This window comes from Cypionkella sp. TWP1-2-1b2, from assembly GCF_049896245.1.
Classification (GTDB): Bacteria; Pseudomonadota; Alphaproteobacteria; order Rhodobacterales; family Rhodobacteraceae; genus Cypionkella.
In genome coordinates this window covers 1-21,186 of sequence record NZ_JAFCTX010000056.1, presented here as the reverse complement: position 1 = coordinate 21,186, position 21,186 = coordinate 1, and the positions used below count along the sequence as shown (strand labels likewise).

At 60.3% G+C, this 21,186-nt stretch carries 25 protein-coding genes and 1 pseudogene; 14 read left to right on the top strand and 12 right to left on the bottom strand.

The features are described from left to right. The 10 genes from tnpA to ACP7AP_RS22335 all read right to left on the bottom strand — a co-directional run. Positions 1-292 (bottom strand): IS66-like element accessory protein TnpA (gene tnpA, locus ACP7AP_RS22380; RefSeq protein WP_426037865.1); only part of this gene is annotated, 292 nt, incomplete at its 3' end. 20 nt (positions 293-312) lie between these two features. Further along, a complete protein-coding gene (locus tag ACP7AP_RS22375; RefSeq protein WP_426037863.1) occupies positions 313-531 on the bottom strand; it encodes a hypothetical protein in 219 nt (72 codons plus the stop codon). 1 nt (position 532) lies between these two features. Then, a complete protein-coding gene (locus tag ACP7AP_RS22370) occupies positions 533-958 on the bottom strand; it encodes an ABC transporter permease subunit (RefSeq protein ID WP_426037861.1) in 426 nt (141 codons plus the stop codon). Further along, positions 904-1,314 (bottom strand): hypothetical protein, encoded by a 411-nt coding sequence (locus ACP7AP_RS22365; RefSeq protein ID WP_426037859.1) that lies wholly within the window; start codon positions 1,312-1,314, stop codon positions 904-906. The genes ACP7AP_RS22370 and ACP7AP_RS22365 overlap by 55 nt, the downstream gene beginning before the upstream one ends. Before the next feature lie 87 nt (positions 1,315-1,401). Next, entirely contained in the window at positions 1,402-1,629 is a 228-nt protein-coding gene (locus tag ACP7AP_RS22360) for a TOBE domain-containing protein (RefSeq protein WP_426037857.1), read from the bottom strand. Continuing rightward, complete coding sequence (locus ACP7AP_RS22355; RefSeq protein WP_426037855.1) at positions 1,626-2,456, bottom strand: ABC transporter ATP-binding protein; 831 nt, start codon at positions 2,454-2,456, stop codon at positions 1,626-1,628. The genes ACP7AP_RS22360 and ACP7AP_RS22355 overlap by 4 nt, the downstream gene beginning before the upstream one ends. Positions 2,457-2,512: 56 nt before the next feature. Continuing rightward, positions 2,513-3,166: a hypothetical protein gene (locus tag ACP7AP_RS22350; RefSeq protein WP_426037853.1), complete on the bottom strand. Its 654-nt coding sequence runs from the start codon at positions 3,164-3,166 to the stop codon at positions 2,513-2,515. Further along, a complete protein-coding gene (locus tag ACP7AP_RS22345) occupies positions 3,156-3,653 on the bottom strand; it encodes a hypothetical protein (protein WP_426037852.1) in 498 nt (165 codons plus the stop codon). Before ACP7AP_RS22345 ends, ACP7AP_RS22350 begins: the two co-directional genes overlap by 11 nt. Positions 3,654-3,708: 55 nt before the next feature. Next, positions 3,709-3,855 (bottom strand): hypothetical protein, encoded by a 147-nt coding sequence (locus ACP7AP_RS22340; protein WP_426037850.1) that lies wholly within the window; start codon positions 3,853-3,855, stop codon positions 3,709-3,711. 119 nt (positions 3,856-3,974) lie between these two features. Beyond that, on the bottom strand, positions 3,975-4,613 hold the full coding sequence (locus ACP7AP_RS22335; RefSeq protein WP_426037848.1) for an aminotransferase class III-fold pyridoxal phosphate-dependent enzyme: 639 nt from the start codon (positions 4,611-4,613) through the stop codon (positions 3,975-3,977). Here ACP7AP_RS22335 and ACP7AP_RS22330 point away from each other — a divergent pair. Next, entirely contained in the window at positions 4,597-4,845 is a 249-nt protein-coding gene (locus ACP7AP_RS22330; RefSeq protein ID WP_426037846.1) for a hypothetical protein, read from the top strand. The genes ACP7AP_RS22335 and ACP7AP_RS22330 overlap by 17 nt on opposite strands. 72 nt (positions 4,846-4,917) lie before the next feature. Further along, a pseudogene (locus tag ACP7AP_RS22325) lies at positions 4,918-5,739 on the top strand (LysR family transcriptional regulator). Between the two features lie 12 nt (positions 5,740-5,751). Here ACP7AP_RS22325 and ACP7AP_RS22320 read toward each other — a convergent pair. Further along, positions 5,752-6,651, bottom strand: a complete 900-nt coding sequence (locus ACP7AP_RS22320; protein WP_426037844.1) for a LysR family transcriptional regulator — start codon at positions 6,649-6,651, stop codon at positions 5,752-5,754. Positions 6,652-6,775: 124 nt separating this feature from the next. Here ACP7AP_RS22320 and ACP7AP_RS22315 point away from each other — a divergent pair, with 124 nt between their 5' ends. Genes ACP7AP_RS22315 through ACP7AP_RS22295 form a run of 5 tightly spaced genes read left to right on the top strand, consistent with a single transcriptional unit; the run spans position 6,776 to position 10,950 of the window. Further along, entirely contained in the window at positions 6,776-7,489 is a 714-nt protein-coding gene (locus tag ACP7AP_RS22315; RefSeq protein WP_426037843.1) for a LamB/YcsF family protein, read from the top strand. Positions 7,490-7,500: 11 nt separating this feature from the next. Beyond that, entirely contained in the window at positions 7,501-7,734 is a 234-nt protein-coding gene (locus ACP7AP_RS22310; RefSeq protein ID WP_426037841.1) for an acetyl-CoA carboxylase, read from the top strand. Beyond that, the gene (locus ACP7AP_RS22305) at positions 7,731-9,107 is read left to right on the top strand and encodes an acetyl-CoA carboxylase biotin carboxylase subunit (protein WP_426037867.1); all 1,377 of its coding nucleotides are present in this window, start codon (positions 7,731-7,733) and stop codon (positions 9,105-9,107) included. Before ACP7AP_RS22310 ends, ACP7AP_RS22305 begins: the two co-directional genes overlap by 4 nt. A 9-nt stretch (positions 9,108-9,116) precedes the next feature. Next, a complete protein-coding gene (locus tag ACP7AP_RS22300; protein ID WP_426037839.1) occupies positions 9,117-9,992 on the top strand; it encodes a 5-oxoprolinase subunit B family protein in 876 nt (291 codons plus the stop codon). Next, positions 9,982-10,950: a biotin-dependent carboxyltransferase family protein gene (locus tag ACP7AP_RS22295; RefSeq protein ID WP_426037837.1), complete on the top strand. Its 969-nt coding sequence runs from the start codon at positions 9,982-9,984 to the stop codon at positions 10,948-10,950. Before ACP7AP_RS22300 ends, ACP7AP_RS22295 begins: the two co-directional genes overlap by 11 nt. 38 nt (positions 10,951-10,988) lie before the next feature. Here the strand turns inward: ACP7AP_RS22295 and ACP7AP_RS22290 are convergent, their stop codons facing one another. Beyond that, positions 10,989-11,933 (bottom strand): AraC family transcriptional regulator, encoded by a 945-nt coding sequence (locus tag ACP7AP_RS22290; RefSeq protein ID WP_426037835.1) that lies wholly within the window; start codon positions 11,931-11,933, stop codon positions 10,989-10,991. Between the two features lie 254 nt (positions 11,934-12,187). Between ACP7AP_RS22290 and ACP7AP_RS22285 the strand changes: the two genes are divergently transcribed. The 7 genes from ACP7AP_RS22285 to ACP7AP_RS22255 are packed head-to-tail and all read left to right on the top strand — an operon-like array spanning position 12,188 to position 20,731. Beyond that, on the top strand, positions 12,188-13,972 hold the full coding sequence (locus tag ACP7AP_RS22285; protein WP_426037833.1) for a hydantoinase B/oxoprolinase family protein: 1,785 nt from the start codon (positions 12,188-12,190) through the stop codon (positions 13,970-13,972). A gap of 12 nt (positions 13,973-13,984) precedes the next feature. Next, on the top strand, positions 13,985-16,066 hold the full coding sequence (locus ACP7AP_RS22280; protein ID WP_426037831.1) for a hydantoinase/oxoprolinase family protein: 2,082 nt from the start codon (positions 13,985-13,987) through the stop codon (positions 16,064-16,066). Then, positions 16,063-16,827: an ABC transporter ATP-binding protein gene (locus ACP7AP_RS22275; protein ID WP_426037829.1), complete on the top strand. Its 765-nt coding sequence runs from the start codon at positions 16,063-16,065 to the stop codon at positions 16,825-16,827. Before ACP7AP_RS22280 ends, ACP7AP_RS22275 begins: the two co-directional genes overlap by 4 nt. Beyond that, the gene (locus ACP7AP_RS22270; protein WP_426037827.1) at positions 16,824-17,558 is read left to right on the top strand and encodes an ABC transporter ATP-binding protein; all 735 of its coding nucleotides are present in this window, start codon (positions 16,824-16,826) and stop codon (positions 17,556-17,558) included. The genes ACP7AP_RS22275 and ACP7AP_RS22270 overlap by 4 nt, the downstream gene beginning before the upstream one ends. Next, the gene (locus tag ACP7AP_RS22265) at positions 17,558-18,460 is read left to right on the top strand and encodes a branched-chain amino acid ABC transporter permease (RefSeq protein WP_426037825.1); all 903 of its coding nucleotides are present in this window, start codon (positions 17,558-17,560) and stop codon (positions 18,458-18,460) included. The genes ACP7AP_RS22270 and ACP7AP_RS22265 overlap by 1 nt, the downstream gene beginning before the upstream one ends. Position 18,461: 1 nt before the next feature. After that, entirely contained in the window at positions 18,462-19,544 is a 1,083-nt protein-coding gene (locus ACP7AP_RS22260) for a branched-chain amino acid ABC transporter permease (protein ID WP_426037823.1), read from the top strand. Then, positions 19,541-20,731, top strand: coding sequence for an ABC transporter substrate-binding protein (locus tag ACP7AP_RS22255; protein ID WP_426037821.1), 1,191 nt, complete (start codon positions 19,541-19,543; stop codon positions 20,729-20,731). The genes ACP7AP_RS22260 and ACP7AP_RS22255 overlap by 4 nt, the downstream gene beginning before the upstream one ends. The last annotated feature ends 455 nt before the right edge of the window (positions 20,732-21,186 follow it).

Sequence of the window (21,186 nt, the reverse complement as noted above, 5' to 3'; positions counted from 1 at the left end):
CAAGCTCGACCTCGATCTGGCCGTCGGACAAGACATTGCTGGGCAAAGTGGGCTTGGCGGCTTCTGCACGGGCAGGGTTCACAATCTCTATAGGCAAGAAGACCGGCGCATCTACAGCGCCTTGCGCCGATCCCGGCGCATAGCGTGCATCCCGCAACCATTTGAAGATCATGTTGGCATTCAGCGCATACCGCCGCGCCACTTGCGCAACGGATACCTCCGGTGCCGTCGTCTGAAAACAGATCGACCGCTTCTCCTCGTCAGTCCAAAGTCGCTTCGTTTGCCGAACCACCCAAAACCCCGTAGTGTCCGCTATCCAAAGCGGGCACTATCCCACCCACTCCATCCGCGGCAGAGCAGTGAGACCGGACGCTTACGGTTGAAATTGGGCGGATAGGGAAAGTTCGGGTGGTTCGACAGCGAGGCGAACAGGATATGCACGATGGGCGTATAGAGGAACACATAGGCCACGATCAGGATCAGACCCATGGTCCATTTGGCGGCAAAGTCCTTCAGGCTCATACTGTCCATCTTAACGCTCCATCCCGGTAAAGCCGGTTCGCCGCAGGTTGACGCCAAGGCTGAGGATCACCAGCGCCGCGATTGAAAACAGCACCAACACCACGCCCATCGCTGCCCCCAAGGCCCAAGTGCCCGACTCGCCGAATTGCTGCGCCATCGACATGCCGTACAGCGTATCATTAGGGCCGCCGAGAAAGTGCGGGGCGAGGGAGGCCGACAGGGTCGGGATGAAGGACAGAAGAAAGCCGATCATGGTGCCGGACAGGTTCAAGGGCCAGATCACCTCGGAAAACACCCGCAAGCGGCCCGCTCCGCAGGCGCTGGCTGCCGAGGCTAGGCGCAGATCGAAGTTCAGGAGAGACAGGTAGATCGTGGTCACGGTCATCGGCAGGTAAAGATAGACGAAGGCGATGAAAGTGGCCGAGTTGGAATACATGATAAACCGCAGCGGGGCCGCCCCATCCGCAGTAGTGCGCAGTTGATCAAGCCGGTTGGGCCGAGCATACCTTGAAGGGCGATCAAGCGGAGTACCTCGCCGGATAGGAATGGCACCGCCAGCAGCAAGGAAAAGATCAGCTTATAGCGCCGCCAAAAGCGCACGACGAAAAACGCGATCGGCCATGCGATGACTACTAGGAACACCGAGACCAGAATAGCCATCAGCAGGGAGCACAGGAAGAAGGTGATACAGGCGGACTCGGTGGCCAAGGTGACGTAGTTCAGCGTGGTCCAGTCGCGCACGATTTTGTAGTTCGCGGTCTGCCAGAAGTTAAGCACAATCAGCGCCACCAAGAACAGCTCCGCGAGCAGCACGAGGAACGTGGTAGGGACGTAAAGGAAGACGCGTTTCTGGGCGGCGACGTTGGGTTCTGAAATGGCTTAGCCCTCTGCCGCGAAGATATGCGCGAGGTTGGCGTCCCATGTCAGCGAGATTTCGGCCCCAATGGCGTGCATGTCGGGGCGTTTGGGTTGCACTGTGATGATGCGGGCTTTGGTGACGGCCTCCAGAATGTATTCTACAAACGGGCCGCGCAGCACCACGTCGATCACTGTGCAGGCAATACTGGGAGAATTCGCGACCCCCAAAGCGAAGCGTTCATTCTTCACAAACGCGTTGACCCGACCCGCCGACACCGGGGCGCTGGGCGCAAAGCTCTAGCCGTGCTCGGGGATGTTGATCGTTGTGCCATCCGACAAGCCATCAAACCGGGTGGCGCGACCGACAAAGCGGTCGACGAAGGGGGTGTTTGGTCGTGGTAAATCTTGTGCCTCTCGCCCGACGCCTCCAGCTGGCCCCTATTGATCACCGCGACGCGGTCGGACATCAACAAAGCTTCCTCCTGATTGTGGATGAAATAGATGAACGGGATACCGTGCTGCTTTTGATAGCGGCGGATTTCGACCTCCATCTCTTGGCGCAATTCGCGGTCAAGGTTGGCGAGGGGTTCATCCAGCAACAGCAGGGTCGGATTGGCCACCAGACCGCGCCCCAAGGCAACGCGTTGTTGCTGGCCGCCGGAAAGCTGGTTGGGATAGCGATCCATCAAGCCGTTCAGCGACAAGATGCCCTCGGCCCAATCCAGCCGATCTTTGATCTTGGCGGGGGTTTCCTGCGTCATCCGCAGCGGGAAGGCGAGGTTTTCGCGCACGGTGCGATGCGGGAACAGCAGGAATTCCTGAAACACCATGCCGATACCGCGTTTGTGCGGCGGCAAAGCGGTCACATCCTCGCCCTTGAAGAAAATCCGCCCCTCGGATGGGCCATCCAAGCCCGCGATCAGGCGCAGCAGGGTGGATTTGCCCGATCCGCTTGGGCCAAGGATGGCGATGAATTCGTGTTTGGCGATGTCGATGCTCAGATTGTGCAGCGCTTTCACCGCACCACAATGCCGCGAGACGTTGTCGATTTTGATATAGGCGCTGGTGTCAGTCATAAGGCTTTACCTGTTTTGGGGCGCTGCGGGGGGCCGCAGCGCAGAAAGCAAAAAGATCAGGCGGCCTGAACGTTGGACCACACGCGTTCCCATTTTTCGGGCGAAGAAGGCTGGTCGAACATGAACAACCCGGCGATTTCAGACGAGCGGTCCATCAGATAGAGCTTGCGTTCTTCCTCCGTCGCGGTGGCGCGCAGATCAATCGTGGTGGAACAGCCGGCCACCTCACCGATGCGCTTCATCACCGCGGCGGAGATCATGGTATCAACGACGGCGTTGTACAGATCCATCTTCTCGCCATCTGCAACACCTGTGGTCACCAGCCAAGTGTCAACCCAACCCAAGCCGCCCTCTTTCGGCTGCAACGTATGGCGGAAATCGCCTTTGGTCATGCCATTGGTTGCGGTCAGCAACTGGCGATACACCTGCGCGAATTCGGTCGCCGCCACCACAGCCCTGCTTTGCAGCAGTTGGAACAAAGTCGGATTGTCCTGATAGCGGGTCAGCAGCAGGCCTTTCTGCTGGATCAGCAGCTTTTCGACCCCGGCCATTTCATCATCGGTCAACACATAGGGGTTGAACGGCTTGCCATCCGGGCGCGGCGCTTCGCGGGTGCCTATTTCGGCTGTCACCAGAAGCGCGGCCAGCGCGATGTTTTCCTCAAACCGCGATGAGGTTGACAAACGCCCGGCGCAAGCTTCATCGAACACGCAGGTCAGGCTTATGGGTCTGATCGGGGGCGACCACGGCGGCGTCATAGGTGATGCAATACGCGCCCCAGCAAAACGGGAAGCCGAGTTTCGCGCCGGAAACCGGATCGGTCAGCACCTTGGACGTCTCGGCGGAAAATTCTGGAAAATAGCCCGTTGTGCTTGCCTTGGTGTGATCGACTGCCCGGATCAGGCCTTCACGGAAGTAAAGCTGCGGCCAAAAGCCATCGGTCTGCACCAGATCAAATTCGTTCGCGCTGCCGACGCGCAGCTTGTTACAGGACTCGGAATTGCCATCGAAGAATGAGGGCACCAGTTTCACCTGATGCGTCGCGTCAAAGGCGGTGACGACATCGGGTAGCAGATAGGCTTCCCACATCAGCGCCCGCAACTCGGGCGTGGCGGCCCAAGCCGGGCGCACGAGGGGGGCGGAAAGCGTTGCAGCCGCTGCCGAGGACAGAACCGCACGTCTGGTCAAGTTGGTCATGGTATTCCCTATCGTTTCGCGACTCCGGTGTGGAGTTCGTGGTTATTTCAGTGGCTCAAGCGATGCCGTCGGCCTCGATGCTGCCCAGAACGGCATCAAAAACGTCCAGCGCATGTGACATTTGCGCGTGGCTGCAATCCAGCGGCGGCTTGATCTTGATCAGGTTGCCAAGGCCCGCGTAGCGGCTTTCGCCAAACAGCACGCCCTTTTCAACACCGCGCTTGTAGACTTCGGACGCAGCTTTCTAGGCGGCTTCCTTGGTCACACGATCTTTGACCAGTTCGATTGAGACGAACAGACCGGGCCCGCGAATATCGCCGATCAGCGAGTGGCGTTCCGACATCTCAAGCAGGCTTTTCGTCGCATAGGCCCCCACGCGCGGGCCTTGCCGCAGAGATCGTCGGCGATGATCGCATCAATCGTCGCCACCGCTGCAGCCATCGCAACCGGAAACTGCCCGAAGGTCAGCGCATCATCACCGGATGCGAAGCCGTTCAGCCGATCACTCGCCATGATGCCCGCCAAGCGAAAGCCGCCGCTGACGCCTTTGCCGAAGGTCATAATATCGGGGACGACGCCGTAGTAGTCGGCAGCAAACATCTCGCCCGTGCGGCCAAAGCAGCTTTGGATTTCATCAAAGATCAGCACGATATTGTGGCGGGTACACACATCGCGCAGGCCTTGCAGAAACGCTTTGCCGACGATGATATGACCGCCATTGCCTAAGGTTGGCTCGATGATAATCGCCGCCACCCCGCCATCGACGCCCTTGGTGATGGTGTCTTCCCGCAGGCCCAGACACATCCGGGTCTCAGACTCCAGATCCATGCCAAAACGGGGGTGATAGCTGTCGGGATGCGGCCAGCTTGCCGCCATCGTCGCCAGTGACCGACCGTGATAGCTGTCTTGCATCACGATCATATTGCGCGCGCCGGGCTTGTTCTTGAACGCCAGCTTCAAGGCCATTTCCAATAAGATATTCGCGCCCCTTATCATCCCAGACCAGCGAGCCTTTGGCTTTGACCAAGGTGATCTTGCTTTTATCACCCTCACGCGGATCATGGATCAGGGCGGGTTTGCCGCGTTCCATCAGGGCTGTTTGGCTGGTGTCCATGGGGCTGCTCCTTGCATAACTTGCTTTGACTATTCAGCAAGCATGCTTGACAACATGGACGATTGGCTGATGAATTAATTCATGGCGCTTATTAATATCCATTTCCGACATGTGCGGGCGTTCCTGACGGTGGCGCAAGAGCGCAGCTAAGTGCGCGCCGCCGACAAGCTGTTTGTGTCGCAAACGGCGCTGTCGCAGACCATTCGGCAGTTCGAGGATACGCTTGGATTTGCGGTGTTTGAACGCACCACCCGCAGCGTGAGTTTGACGGCTTTGGGGGCGGCGTTGCTGGTCAGCGCGCAAAACCTCAGCGCGCAGATGGACAGCTTTCATGCTGACATAAGCGCGTTGAAAAAGACCATCAAGAATGAACTGCGCGTCGGCTATCTGATTGGCACCGCATTGGAATTCATCCCCGACATTGTGCGCGAGTTCAAGCTGCGCCACCCGGAATCGGTGCTGGAGCTGATCGAGTATGATTTCAGCGATCCGACGGCGAGCTTGGCTTCCGGCAAGGTCGATTGCAGCATCGTGTGCCCGCCTTTGGGCATCCTCGGCATCGCGTTTGTCGAACTCTAGCGTGAGCATTGCGTCGTCTGCCTGCCGTCTTGGCACCGTCTGGCCGATCTGCCCACCGTGACCCTGAATGACATCCTTGACGAGCCGATCATCGCCGCCCCCGGCCAAAGCATCTGCCGCGATTATTGGATCGCAAGCGGGCATCGCAGCAATCGTTCGGCCAATGTTGTCTATGAAGCGGCCACCGTTGAATCCGAATTGCACGCGGTGGCAACCGGCCGTGGTATCTGCATAACCGCCGATAGCACCGCGCGGTTTTACGCCCGCCGCGGTGTGGTCTTCAAACAGATCGTTGATATGCCACACAGCGTCATCGCAATCGGCTACCGCAAGGGTGCCAATCGCCGGGTCAGGGATTTTATCTCGGTGGTTGAGGCATTGTTGCGCGGCTAGAGTTGAACGCGCTTAACCACCGCCCCCAATCGCCACTGACATAAACGCGCGGAACACAGCGGCGGTGGCGGTCAGACCCTGTGATTTGCGCCAAGCCAAGCCCACATCCATGCTGGGGATTGTCTCTGCCACCGCGCGCAACTCAATCCGCTGACCTTCCAGCGACCAAGGCCGATAGACCATATCCGACAGGATCGTCAGCCCGACGCCATTGGCCACCATCGAGCGCACCGCCTCCACCGAACTTGTGGTAAAGCACACCGACGGCGTGAAGCCGGTTTTTGCCCAATAGCGGATGGCGGTATCCTTCGCCTCATCCACCGTCAGCATCACATAGGGATGTTCCGAAACATCGCGCAGCGTGATGCGTTCTTGCGCCAGCAACGGATGCTCGGTCGGCAGCCACAGCCGCCTGCGGGATTGCATCAGGGTTTCCTGCTCCAGCCCGGCAGTGTTGGCAAGGTTCGACACCAGCATCACCGCCATATCCAGCGTGCCCGTTGCCAGCCCTTCTTCCACCGCCAAGCGCGGCATCTCTATCATCTCAAGCTGGATATCAGGATGGGCGCGGCGAAAGCGGGCGTAGTGGCGCGACATGAAATAACCCGCGACGGTATAGGTGGTGCCCAGGCGCAACCGCCCGGTCACTTGCCTGTCGCTGCCCAATGGCAAACGCTCGGCGTCTTCCACGGCGGCAAGGATGTTGCGGGCGTGATTGAGGAATCGCGCGCCCTCAATCGTTGGCACCACGCCCTGCGCAGAGCGGTCAAACAGCCGCACGCCCAGTTGCGCTTCCAGCCCCTGCACCGCCGTGGTGATCGCGGATTGCGAGATGTTCAGCTCCATCGCCGCATGACTGATCTGCCCGGTTTCCGCCGCCGCCATGAAATAGCGCAACTGTTTCAAGGTCAAAGCCGTGGTCGCCTCCTGCGCGGCAAGGTGTATCTGAATTTTAGATAACACACCACAAAAAACCATATTTTACAATAGAGCGGACTCGTCGCAGGTTATCTGATGTCAACGCCTTGGGGGGACTATGGCTGTAACCATCAACTGCGACATGGGCGAAAGCTTTGGGCTGTACCGGATGGGCGATGATGCCGGAATGATGGCCTTCATCGACATTGCCAATGTCGCCTGCGGCTTTCATGCCAGCGATTTCGACCATATGCGCGCCACCGTGCGCTTGGCGAAACAGCACGGCGTCAAGGTCGGCGCGCATCCGTCTTTGCCCGATCTGCAAGGCTTTGGCCGCCGTGAGATGAAGATGGGCCGCGAGGAAATGGCCAACTGCATGATCTACCAGATCGGCGCTTTGTGCGGCTTTCTGCGCGCTGAAGGGGTCGAGCTGAACCACATCAAGCCGCATGGCAGCCTTTACGGTATGGCAGCGCGGCAGGAAGATATTGCGCATGCGGTCTGTGATGCCGCCGATGTTTATGGCGTCCCTTTGCTGGGCATGACAGGCACCCTGCACGAGAAAATATACCCCGCGCGCGGTCACACTTTCATCGCCGAATTCTATGGTGATCTCGAATACCGCCCCGATGGCAGCCTGATCGTCACCCGCGAGCATGACGCGAAAGACCCCGATCTGATGGCCGCCCGTGTCCGCCGCGCCATGCAGGAAAATCTCGGCACCGCGACGGATGGCAGCGATATTCCGGTGCGCTGCGAGACGGTGTGCATCCATTCTGATACGCCCAATGCCATCGACATCGCCCGCGCTGTGCGCGCCATTCTTACCTAACGGAGGCCAAAATGCCCGTCATCCAATCCCCGCTTCCCGGCACATTTTACCGCTCATCTTCCCCCGAAACCCCGCCGTTCAAGCAGGATGGTGATGCGGTGGCTGTGGGCGATGTGATCGGGCTGATCGAAGTGATGAAAAGCTTTCACGAGGTGAAATCTGAGGTCGCAGGCAGCGCCATTCACTTTGTCACCGACAATGAAGACCCGGTGATGGCGGGCGCGGTTCTGGCGGAACTCGACTGATGCTGAAAAAGCTGCTGATTGCCAACCGGGGTGAGATTGCCGTGCGGATCATCCGCGCCGCCCGCGATCTGGGGATTGCCACGGTGGCGGTGTATTCCGACGCCGACGCCACCGCCTTGCATGTTCAACTGGCGGATGAAGCGGTGAATATCGGCCCGCCAGCGGCGAAGAAAAGCTATCTGAACGTGGCGGCGATCCTGAAGGCCGCAAGCGATACCGGCTGTGATTCCGTGCATCCGGGCTATGGCTTTCTGGCCGAAAACGCGGGCTTTTCCGATGCGGTGACGGCGGCGGGGCTGGTGTTTGTCGGGCCTTCCGGTGATGCGATCCGGCTGATGGGCGACAAGGTTGCGGCCCGTGGCGCGGCCCATGCGGCGGGGGTGCCGGTTGTGCCCGGATCACTGGGCCGGGTGGAGAGCATCGACGCAGGGCGCGCGATCTTGGCCGACACCGGGTTTCCGGTGATGATCAAGGCCGCAGCGGGCGGCGGCGGGCGCGGCATCCGTATCGCGCAGGACTTGGTCGAGTTTGAACAGGCCTTCCCACAAGCGCGGACTGAGGCATTGGCGGCTTTTGGTGACGGTGGCCTTTATATGGAAAAGGTCATCACCAGGGCCCGCCATATCGAAGTGCAGGTGCTGGCCGATGGCACCAATGCGATCCACTGCTTTGAGCGCGAATGTTCGCTGCAACGTCGCCGCCAGAAGGTGTGGGAAGAAGCTCCCTCGCGCGCTTTGTCGCCGCAGTTGCGCGATGAATTGTGCAGCAGCGCGGTGCGGCTTGCGCTTGCGGTGAACTATTCCGGCGCGGGCACGGTGGAATATCTTTATGACGAGGACGCTGACCGCTTTTACTTCATCGAGATGAACACAAGGATTCAGGTCGAACATCCCGTCACCGAGATGATCACCGGCATTGATCTGGTCGCCGAAATGCTGCGCATCTCCGGGGGCGAGCCTTTGCGGTTGACCCAAGCGGATGTGACCGTCAAAGGTCACGCCATCGAAGTGCGCCTGAACGCCGAAGACCCCGCCCGCGATTTCGCACCCTTCCCTGGCACAGTCGACAGCTTGCGCATCCCCGGCGGTCCCGGCGTGCGGTTCGATTCGATGCTGTATCCCGGCTACACCGTGCCGCCGTTCTACGACTCGCTTTTGGCCAAGCTGATCGTCCACGCCGAAACCCGCGAGGCCGCAATCGCCCGCATGGCCCGCGCGCTGTCGGAATTGCAGATCGACGGGCTGAAAACCACTAAGCCGCTGTTTCAGGCGCTGGCCGCTGATCCCTCGGTTCAGGCAGGCGATTTTCACACCCGCTGGCTGGAGGGCTGGCTTGAGGCCAACGCCGCCCGCCTGACCCCCCTTCAGCCATAGGAGAAGCCCATGTCGATCCGTTTCAGCTTTGGTGGCGACGAACATATCTTCGCGGAAGTCTCGGAAGAAATGTCACTGGAGGCGTTTTTCACCAGCCTGTCGATGACCAATGCGGTCAAGCAAGCGGGCATCAAGGGTGTGACCGAGATTTGTCCGGCCAATGCCAGCTTTCAGGTGAAATACGACCCCGACCAGATCAAACCTGCCGATCTGTTGCGGGAATTGCAGTCGATGGAGGGGGCTGCGTCAAAGTCCGACGCTACGCTGAAAACCCGCATCATGGAAATCCCGGTCTACTACCAAGACCCCTGGACGCATGAGACTTTGATGCGGTTTCGCGAGCGGCACCAAGACCCCAAAGCCACCGATCTGGAATATGCCGCCGCGGTGAACGGTTTGGGCTCGGTCGAGGATTTCGTGCAGGCGCATTCCAGCCAGCCGTGGTTTGTCTCGATGGTCGGCTTCGTGGCGGGCCTGCCGTTTCTGTATCAGATGGTGGAGCGTAAACGGCAGTTGCAGGTGCCAAAATACCTGCGCCCGCGCACCGATACGCCAAAGCTGACCATCGGTCACGGCGGGTGCTTTAGCTGCATCTATTCGGTGCGTGGCGCTGGCGGCTATCAGATGTTTGGCGTCACGCCGATGCCGATTTACGACCCCAATCAGCAGGTCAGCTACCTACAAGACGAGATGTGCCTGTTCCGCCCCGGTGACATCGTGAAATGGAAACCGATCAGCCGCGACCAATATGACGCGGATATCGAGGCGGTGAATGAGAACAAATTCCTGCCCACCATCCGCGAGGCCAGTTTCTCGTTGACGGATTTCAACAAAGACATCAACGGCACCAATGCCAAGCTGATGGAGGTGCTTCATGGCCGTTAAGATCCTCACCCCTGGCCTGTCGACCACCGTGCAAGACCTTGGCCGTCCCGGCTATTACCATCTCGGCATCCCGATCTCGGGTGGGATGGACCGCTTCGCTTCGCGCGCCGCCAATATGCTTGTGGGCAATGATGAAGGCGCTGCCGTGCTGGAGGCGGTGTTCATGGGGCCAGAAATCGAGTTCACCCAAGCGGCCACAGTGGCGGTGACGGGTGGGGAATTGCCCCCGAAAGTTAACGGCGACGAACGCCCGACGTGGGAGGCGTTTCCGGTCAAGTCGGGTGACAAGCTGTCGTTCGGATACCTCAAATCCGGCGCGCGGGCGTATATTGCAATTTCGGGTGGCATTGATGTGCCGATTAAGCTTGGCTCCCGCTCCACCTATACTTTGGGCGCTTTGGGCGGGCATGAAGGTCGCGCGTTGAAGGCGGGCGATACTTTGCCGCTGGGGCAAGGTGGCACGGGCAAAGGCTCCGTCCCCGCAAACCTGCGGCGTGGTCCGGGCAATCCGGCAGAGTTGCGGATGCTGCCGGGGCTGTACTGGCACCGCGTCACGGCAGAGGCCGGTAAACAGTTCTTCGCCGATATCTGGAAAGTCGCCCCCGAGGCCGACCGCATCGGCTACCGTTTCAAAGGCGGCCAAGTGTTGGATTTCGTGCCCCGCACGCCGCCGTTTGGCGCGGGGTCTGATCCGTCGAATATCGTCGATGCCTGCTATCCCTATGGCTCGGTGCAAGTGCCATCGGGCACCGAACCGATCGTGCTGCACCGCGATGCGGTGTCGGGCGGCGGCTATATGATGCTGGGCACGATCATCTCCGCCGATATGGACCTGATCGGCCAGTTGCAGCCGCACAGCCCGGCGCGGTTTGTCGAGGTGAGCTTGGATCAGGCTCTCGCCGCGCGCCACGAACGCCAAGCCGCGATTGCCCGCGTCCGCAGCCATCTCCAGCGGTAAGGAAAGGGGGAACGGCGATGACAGGCAGCGTTTCCCCTTCACTCCCGCGCCCGCGCTTCTTTAGGGGTGATGCCATAGCGCTGCCGGAAGGCGCGGGAAAACTGCGCCTGATCGGCAAAGCCGCGGGCATAGGCGATCTCACCAATCGCACGCTTATCCCTTGGATTGCCCAAATCCTCACGCGCCGCAGCCAAGCGTTGATCCCTGATCCAACTGCCCAAGGTCTGATTGGTGTCGCGCAGCAATTCATGCAGATAGCGCACCGAGACGCCACAGCCCGCCGCCACATCATCCGGCACCAGATCGGGGTTGTCGATATGGCGGCGCACAAAGCTTTCGATCCGCGCCAGATGCGCCATCCGCACCGTCGAGCCGCCCGAACTCAGCACTCTCTCATCCGACTGCAGGGCCAGCGCCAGCAAATCCGCCAACTGCCGCCCGACCATGCTGCGGGCTTCCTCGCTCATCGCGTCGTAGCGTTGCGGGATCAGATGCACCATATCCACGAACAACCCGTTCGCACCATTGGTGGCATCGAACTGCAAGCTGCAAAACCGATCAGGCGCGCGAACCCGCCCGCCCAACATCTGCAACGACAGCTTCATCACCCACAGATCTGCGGGTTCGGCATGGCTGAACTCATAGGGTTCATGGCTGCGCTCGATGAAGAACGCGCCGGGATTGGCGCGCACCTCGCGCCCGCCTTGGGCAAACAGCAATTCCGATTTGGCGGGCAGGGTGACCAGAAATTCCTCGGGGCCTTGGATCTGCAAATGCTTGGGCAGGCGGCGATACATCAAAGCGTCAGAGGTCAAGCGCGACAGCGAGACTTCACCCAACTGCCACATGCTCAATTCGCCGTCGAAGGCTTCGGGGCGGCGGAACGACAGGTCCAGTGGGAAATAGGCCTGCCCAATCGCCTCGTGCCAGTGACGGCTGCGCGCGGCGAGATCGACGCCTTTGGTGGTGATGGTGGTCTTCATCGCAAGCCCCCAAGTTTAATTGATCAGGCCACGCAAAACTGCCCCTGTAAAGCGCGGGCGGCACGCAAAGCCGTAAAGTGCGCTCTGCGTCAAAAACCCGTGCGCCCTCTGCAAAGACGCCTGCCCGTTTGCGCGCCTAGCCTGACCCCTGCAACGGTGCAGAAGACGCCGCGCAACGGGGAGTTTCGGCGATCACAGCGGGCATTTTGCCTGATTGCTCCCTTTTTGCGCCGCGCATTTGAAGGGGAATAGGCATGGCCAGCGCCACCACATCCGCCACGAAGGTTGATCCGATCACGCTATCGGTCGTTCGCGGCATTCTGGAAACCACGCAGCGCGAAATGACGCTGTCGCTTGAGAAAACCGCGCGATCTTCGGTGTTCAATCTGGCGCACGATTATTCCACCGCGCTGTTCAACGCGCGTCCCGAGATGATCTTGCAGGGGCAGGATATTCCGATCCACCTCGGCTCATTGATCCCGGCGATGAAAGTGGTCGCGGGGTATTTTAACGGCGACATCCATGAAGGCGATCTGCTGATTCACAACGATCCGGCCTGGGGTGGCAGCCATGCCATCGACACCTGTTTTTACAAGCCGGTGTTTTACAAGGGCAAGCTGAAGTATTGGACCGTCTGCAAAGGCCATCTGACCGATATCGGCGGCCCGGTGCCTGCGGGCTATAACCCCAATGCCAAGGAAATCTACGCCGAATGTCTGCGCATCCCGCCAGTGAAAATCTGGGATCGCGGCGTGCCGCGTAAGGATGTGCTGAACTTTATCTTCACCAACATGCGCGCGCGGCGCGACCAAGAAGGCGATTTCAACGCGCTGATCGGGGCCTGTCAGGTCGGCGAACGCGCCTTGATCGCCATGCTGGATAAGTATGGCGAAGACGTGGTGGACGCCTGCATTGATACTTTGCTGGATATGGCAGAGCGGCAGATGCGCAGCCTGATTTCCACTGTGCCGGACGGCACCTATGAAGGCTCGGCGATTGTTGAAGACGCCGGCCACGGTTTTGGCGATCTGACCATCACCGCGACGGTGACGATCAAGGCCGACAGCTGCCACATCGAAATCTCCAGCCCGCCGCAGATCCCGTATTTCATCAACAGTTATGAGGGGAACAGCTATTCCGGCGTCTACCTTGGCCTGATGATGTTCGCGCAACTGCCGCCGCCGTATAACGAAGGCCTTTATCGCTGCATCTCGGTCGATATGGGTCCGAAGGGGACGCTGTGTAACGCGAAAGAACCCGCGCCGCATATGAACTGCACCACCACGCCGATGGAAACCCTGACCGATGCGGTGCGGTTGGCGTTTGAAAAAGCCGTGCCGTCGAAAGTATCGGCAAGCTGGGGCCATGCCAACGGGTTGAACATCGCCGGATGGGACAAGCGCCACGACGAGGAATATGTGACGATGGTGCTGGCCACCATCATCTCGGGCGCGGGGGCGACGCCTGCGCAAGACGGCTGGCACGCCTGCGGGCCGGAATGTTGCTTTGGCGCTTTGACAAGCGGTGACGTGGAACTGCTGGAATACAGCTATCCGATCATCATCCACCGCTACGGCTTGATGACCGACTCGGGCGGAGCGGGCAAATTCCGCGGCGGTTCCGGCACCGCTTGGGAGGTGGAGCCGCTGTCAGATGACATGACCTTCATCACTTTTGGTGAAGGCCGCCGTATTCCGGCTGTGGGGGCGGCAGGGGCCAGTTCCACGATGATCGACGAGAAGGTCGGGCGGTTGGAACTGGTCGAAGGCGACCACTCTGAAACCATCCGCGAGAACGTCATCAAGGTGATCAAACCCGGCGACCGCATCACCAACATGAACCCCGGCGGTGGTGGCTACGGCGACCCGATGGATCGGGCGGTGGAAAAGGTGGTGTGGGATATCAAGAACGGCCTTGTCTCGGTGAAGGGGGCGCAAGCCGATTACGGGGTGATCGTCAGCGATGCTGAAAGCCTGACCGTCGATATGGCGGCAACCGAAACCCTGCGTGCGCGTCGCCGCGCCGTGGCCGCGATTTAGGAGGGCGCCGCGATGAAAACCGATTACCGTTTGGGCATTGATGCCGGTGGCACCTTCACCGATTTCGTCCTCGCCGACCAGACCGGGCAGGTCCGGCTGTTCAAGGCGCTGTCCACCCCGCAAGACCCGACCTTGGCGATCAAGAACGGCCTTGCTTTGATGACCGAGGAATTGGGGGTTTCCGCCACCGAGATCATCTCGAACTGCGATCTGTGCATCAACGGCACCACCGTTGGCCTGAACGCTTTGATCCAGCACAAGGGCGCAAAAACCGGGCTGATCTGCACGGCGGGGCATGAGGATTCCCTCGAAATCCGCCTTGGCCATAAAGAAGACGGCTACCGCTATGATCCCGACTACCCGCCCGCCACCATGCTCGTTCCGCGCTATCTGCGCCGTGGGGTGCGCGAGCGTATCCTGTCGAATGGCGAAATCCGCACCCCGCTGACCGAAGCCGATGTTCGCGCCGCCTGCAACATCTTCCTTGCCGAAGGCGTCGAAACCTTGGCCATCAGCTTCGTCTGGTCGGTGCTCGACCCAACCCACGAACGCCGCGCGGGCGAGATTGTGCGCGAGATGATGCCGGGGGTGATCCTGACCATGGGGTCGGAACTTTACCCGCAAGTCCGCGAATACACCCGCACCTCGACCGCTGTCGTCAACGCCTACTTAGCCCCGATTATGAAGCGCTATGTGACGGCGGTGGATGCCTATTTCCAGCAACTGGGTGCCAAGCAACCCGTGCGCTACTACCAATCCAACGGCGGGCTTGCGATTGGGCAGGCGATGACGGATCGCTCGGTTTATGCCATCAACTCCGGCCCGGCCTCGGCCCCGGCGGCGGGGCTCTATGTCTGCGCCCCCTTTAACAAAACCGATGTGATCACCGTGGATATGGGCGGCACCTCGTTCGACATTACGCTCACCAAAGACGGCTCCACCAATATCAACAAGAACATCGACTTTCTGCGCTACCGCATCGGCGTGCCGATGATTCAGGTGGAAACCCTGGGCGCCGGCGGCGGTTCCATCGGCTGGATCGACGAGATGGGCCTGCTGCAAATGGGGCCGCAATCGGCGGGGTCCGATCCCGGTCCTGCCTGTTATGGTCAGGGCGGGCAACTGCCCACGGTGTCCGACGCCAATATCGTGCTCGGCTATCTGAACCCCGATGGGCTTGTCGGCGGCCGTTTGCCGCTGGATGCGCAAAAAGCCTATGACGCGGTCAAAAGCATCGCGAGTCCTTTGGGCCTGTCGGTCGAACGTGCCGCCTATGGCATGTTCACCATCGTCAACGCCAACATGGTCAACGGCATCCGCCGCGTCACGATTGAACGCGGCTATGACCCCCGCGATTTCGTGCTGGTGGGGGCTGGCGGGGCGACGGCGGCACATATCACAGCGCTGGCCGCCGATATGGGCATCGACACCATCGTGTTGCCGAAACTCGCTTCGGGCCTCTGCGCCTTTGGTCAGATCATCTCGGACGTGAAGTATAACTACATGGCCACCGCGGTGCTGCGGCTGGACAATGACGCGGCCTACACCCGCATCGACAGCCTGTTCACCGAGATTGAAGCGCAGGGCATCGCGCATCTGACATCCGATGGCTTTACCGCAGGCAACACCCTGATCAAGCGCAGCCTTGATATGCGCTATGTCGGGCAAGTGCATGAATGCACTGTGGAAATCGGCAACTTCCCGGTGACCGCGCAGACCATCGACCAGATCAAGGCCGCCTTCCACGCCCGCCATGAACAGCTTTACACCTATTCTGAACCGCATTCGACGGTCGAGGTGGTGAACATCGAAAGCACGGTCTACGGGCTGGTCGACAAGCCAAAGCGGATGCACATCGCCGCCGGAAAAGCCGCCGATCAGGCGATCAAGGCCTACCGCGACGCGGTGTTCTCCGCCGATGGCAGCCGCACCCGCACGCCGATCTATGACGGCGGTTCTTTGGGCGCAGGTGCGCAGATCGCAGGCCCTGCGGTGATCGAAGAAGTCACCACAACCATCGTTATCGAACCGGGGTGGAGCGCCACTTTAGACGCTTCCGGCTCTTACCTGATCACCTGCAAGGAGAAAAAATGAGCCAACTCAGCGCAGACAAGCTGTCGGTTGCCTTCGCGGGGCTGAAAGCCCTGTCGGATGTCGATCTGAGCATCACGCCGGGCCAGATCACCGGGCTGATCGGCCCGAATGGTGCCGGCAAAACCACGCTTGTCAATGTGCTGACCGGGTTTCAAACCCCCACGGGCGGGGCGGTGTCACTTGATACCGCCTCGGCCAAGCTCAACCTTTCGGGGTTAAAGCCACATGAAATCCGCCGCCGTGGCATCGCCCGCACCTTTCAGGGCGGGCGGTTGTTTCGTGATCTGGCGGTGATCGACAATCTGGAAGTGACGGGCGTGGGCCTTGGCCAATCGCGCAGCCGCGCGCGGGCGGAAGCTGCCGCGATGCTGGATTGGATCGGCATTGGCGCTTTGCAAAACCGCATTGCCGGGACCCTGCCCTATACCGATGAGCGCCGCGTTGCCATTGGCCGCGCCCTGATCGGCAAGCCCGCCTATATCCTGCTGGATGAACCCGCCGCTGGCATGTCTGGCCTAGAGGCCGCCGATCTCGCCAACCTGATCCGCCGCATTGCCAGTGAAATCGGCTGCGGTGTGTTGCTGATCGAGCATAACGTCGGGCTGGTCCTCAGCCTGTGCGATCATATCGTCGTGCTGGATTCCGGCATGGTGATCGAAACCGGCGATTCCGCCAGCATCCGCGCCAGTGAGAAGGTACGCCACGCCTATATGGGCACGGCTGCCGATACCAACCTTCCGGTGTTGGAGGTCATGGCATGAGCCTGCTTGCGCTGTCCAACCTGACCATCCGCTATGGCCGCCTGACGGCTGTGCGCAACGTCACCTTCACCCTGACCGAAGGCGAGATTCTGTTCATCACAGGGCCGAATGGTGCGGGCAAATCCAGTCTTTTGCGCGCCATCGCCGGGGTGACTCCACCTGCTGGCGGTCGGGTTGATTTTGGCGGCCAAGACATAACCGGACACGCGCCCGAGGATATCGCCCGCATGGGTCTGTCGATGGTGCCCGAGGGGCGCGAGGTGTTCGGCAGCCTGACCATCGAGGAAAACCTGCTGGTCGGCACAGGGATGCACGCCGCCACCCGGAACTGGCGCAGCCGCGCCGCGACCGAGTTGGAAGCCGTCTACGCCACCTTCCCGATCCTGAAAGACCGCCGCCATTCGCAAGCGGGTCTGCTGTCCGGGGGCCAACAGCAAATGCTGGTGATCGGGCGCGCCCTGATGACCAACCCGCGTTTGATTGCAATCGACGAGCCGTCCTTGGGTCTGGCCCCGAACATCACCGATCAGGTTTATGAACGTTTGATCGCATTGCGCGCCCACCGCGCGCTGACCCTGCTGATCGTCGAGCAATCCTCCACCCGCGCGCAACTGGTCGGGGGGCGGATGATCCTGATGCGGGGTGGTGAAGTCCTGCTGGACGGCGATGCCCGCGCCATGGGCCAATCCGAAGCCATGCAAGCCGCCTATTTTGGCTATGGAGAGCATTGATGCAGACCCTGTTTGACGCCCTCAGCCTCGGTTCGCTTTATGCCCTTGGTGCCTTGGGCATCGCCCTGATTTTCGGCGTGATGCGCCTCGTGAACTTCGCGCACGGCGATGTGATTTCGTTTTCAATCTTCGCGCTGCTGTGGCCCTCAACCGATGCCGTCGCCATCGTGTTCGCGGGCAACCTGCCGTGGTTCTTGCTGATCCCCTTCGTGCTGGCAATGGGCGCGGGCCTGTCGGTGCTGTCGGAAATCATCGTGTTCCGCCGCTTCCGCCGCGCTAATCCCGCCACCATGATGATCGCCTCTTTCGCGCTGGGCTTCGTGATCCGCTACTTCCTGCTGATGCTGTTCTCCAGCCGCCCGAAGTCGATCTCGCTTTTGCCTGCCCTCAGCCAACCCGTCGAAATCCTTGGCGCGCGCATCCCCTTACTGCAAGTCATCACCATCGCCGCCACCATCGCCATCCTGTTCGCGCTGACCGCCTTCCTGAAACGCACCCGCTTCGGGCTGGAAATGCGCGCCGCCGCCGAGAACTTCACCATGGCCCGCATGCTCGGCGTGCGCGCCAATCGGGTGATCATGGGTGCCTTCGCGCTGTCCGGTGCCCTCGCCGCCGCCATCGGCCTGATCCTTGCGGCACAAACCGGGACTGTTGATATCCAGATGGGCGCGTCGGTGATGCTGATGGCCTTCATCGCCACGGTGATCGGAGGATTAGGCTCGCTGCCCGGAGCCGTCCTCGCCGGCTTCCTGCTCGGTGCCGCCTCGGTCGTCATGCAAACCGTGTTGCCGATCGACGCCCGCCCGTTCCGCGATGCCTTCGTCTACGGCGCGGTGATTTTGGTGCTGATTTTCCGCCCCCAAGGCCTGATCGCCGCGCGCGGCACGAAAGAGAGGGTCTGACATGTCGATGATCCGCCGCACCATCTCCACCCCGATCCTGCTGACGCTGATCCTGATCGCCATCGCGCTGATCGCGGTCGCCGCAGGCTCGCGCCCGTTCAACCAGACCGTGATCGACATGTTCCTGCGCGTCATCCTTGTCGTTGGCCTGTATATCTTCATCGGCAATTCCGGGGTGATGTCGTTCGGCCATATCGGCTTCACCTGTTTGGGAGCCTATGCCGCCGCCTGGCTGACCATCCCGCCGATGATGAAACAAACCCTGCTGCCCGGCCTGCCCGATTGGCTGATGAACACGCAACTGCCCTTTTGGGCCGGAGCCATCTTCGCCGCTTTTTGGGCTGCAATATGGGCTGCACTGTTCGGCAAAATCCTGATGCGGCTGTCCGGCATCGCGGCATCCATCGCCACCTTTGCCATGCTGGCGATGATCAACACGGTCTATTCCAACTGGGAATCTGTCACCGCCGCCACCTCCTCCGTCGTCGGTATCCCGATCATCCGCTCGATCTGGCCCTATCTGATCGCCGCCATCATCGCGGTGATCGTGGCTTGGGCACACGCGATTTCCCGCGCGGGCCTCGCCCTACGCGCCGCGAGAGACGAGCCGACCGCCGCCGCCGCCTCGGGCGTCGATATCCCCAAGCAGCGCCTGATCGCCTTCATTTTGTCCGGCGCTGTCATGGGCATGGGCGGCGCGTTGTTTGCCCATTCCATCGGCGTCGTCACCCCCGACACCTTCTACCTCACCCTGACCTTCACCACCCTGTCGATGCTGGTCGTCGGCGGCATCGGCAGCTTGTCAGGCGCGGTGCTGGGCGTGGTGATCCTGTCCAGCCTGATCCAGGCCCTGCGCTGGTTGGAAGCAGGCGTGACCGTCGGCACGATCACCCTCGCCATCCCGAACGGGCTGCAAGAGATCGCCTTGGGCATTGTGATGATCCTGATCCTGATCCGCCGCCCCGCAGGCATCATGGCGAATTCCGAACTGCGCTGGCCGCTTCGCCGTTCCGAAATGGCCAACCTAAAGAATCCGGGCGAAGACCCCGGCAATAAGCCCACCCAACAAGGAGTATCCAAATGAAGAACCTTACCAAACTAAGCCTCGCGCTGCTGGGGGCCACCGCCCTCGTCACCCCGGCGCTTGCGCAAGATGACGACAAGATCATCGTCGGCTTTGCCACTGCCGAATCCGGCTTCATGCAGGGCTATGACAAGCCCGCCCAAGACGCCGCGATGATCCGCATCAAGGAAATCAACGAAGCGGGCGGCCTGCTCGGCAAGCAGATCGAAGTCGTCAACGCCGACACCAAGACCGACCGCGCCGAGGGGGCCAAAGCTGGCCTTTCCGTGATCGACGCGGGCGCTGATATGGTCGTGGTGTCCTGCGACTATGACTTCGGTGCCCCCGCGGCTCTTGCAGCAGAAGGCGCGGGTCTGCCGTCGTTCTTCCTCTGTGCCGAGTCGATCAAGGCCGGGATTCAAGGCGTTGGCCCGAATTCATTCTCGGCCTCGGTGCTGGCAGCGGTGCAGGGTGCTACGATGGCCGAATGGTCTTACACCAAGAAGAACGCCCGCACCTATTACCGCCTGCTCGACACTTGGACCGAATATAACAAAGGCATCTGCGACGGCTTTGACTACATGATGCCCAAGCTGGAAGGCGCAAGCCTAGTCGGCGAAGACACCTTCAAGAATGAAGATGCTTCCATCGCCGCCCAGATCACACGGATCAAATCGCTGCCAGCCGAACCGGATGCGATCATGCTTTGCACCATGATGCCGGGCGCGGTGTCGGCGATCAAACAAATCCGCGCTGCCGGGATCAACACGATGATCCTAAACGGCTCGGGCGTCGATGGGTCTTATTGGCAGTCGGCGGTGCCGGATCTGTCAAACTTCTACGTCCCGGTGCAAGGCTCGGTCTATGGCGACGATCCCAACCCGGAAGTCACCAAATTCAACGCCAAATATAAAGAAGCTACCGGCGCGGACCCATCGACCCAATACGTCTATCCCGGTTATGTGATGATCGACGTTTGGGCCAAAGCGGTGGAGCGTGCAGGCACCACCGAAACCGCCGCCGTGGTGGCCGAGTTGGAGAAGATGAAGGACGAGCCGACCCTGTTCGGCCCGCGTACCTTCACGTCCGAATTGCACCACCAGAACTCGGCGAAATACCTGATCGTCGATACCGAAAAAGGCAAACCTGCTGTGGTCGATAGCTGGACCATCTCGGCCCCGATCCCGGTCGCCGATCTGATAAAGTAAGAAACTGCGGGCAGCCTTGATGATATTGGTCAAGGCTGCCCGTTTCCGCAGGCGGCACGCGCGTTAAGGCGTGGGAATCCTTCACCGCGTTTGCCCTGAACATTTTGTTGTGCAGAGTTGGAGTTTTCCGCTTAAATGCAGCGGGATATGAGATGACTTAGGAGACTGCTTTGCCGACCTGTCTGTGGTTTGGAACTATGGCAGACCATCGTGATCTATTGGACGAAATATTCGATTGGGGCATCTTTGATGTCTACGAAAACAGTTCGCAGACGAACCGTCCGTTGGGCCACTTTCATTCATCGGAAGCTGTGCTTGATGAATTCAGCCGTGCCTAGGCTCTGTTGCACAAATCAGCCTGAGGTCGAGTTTTCCCTTCCGCTGGACAGAGTCATCCGACACGTTGAGTTTGCGGCGTTCCAAGTGCCGTAAATCGGTTCAGGATCGCCGCCCTG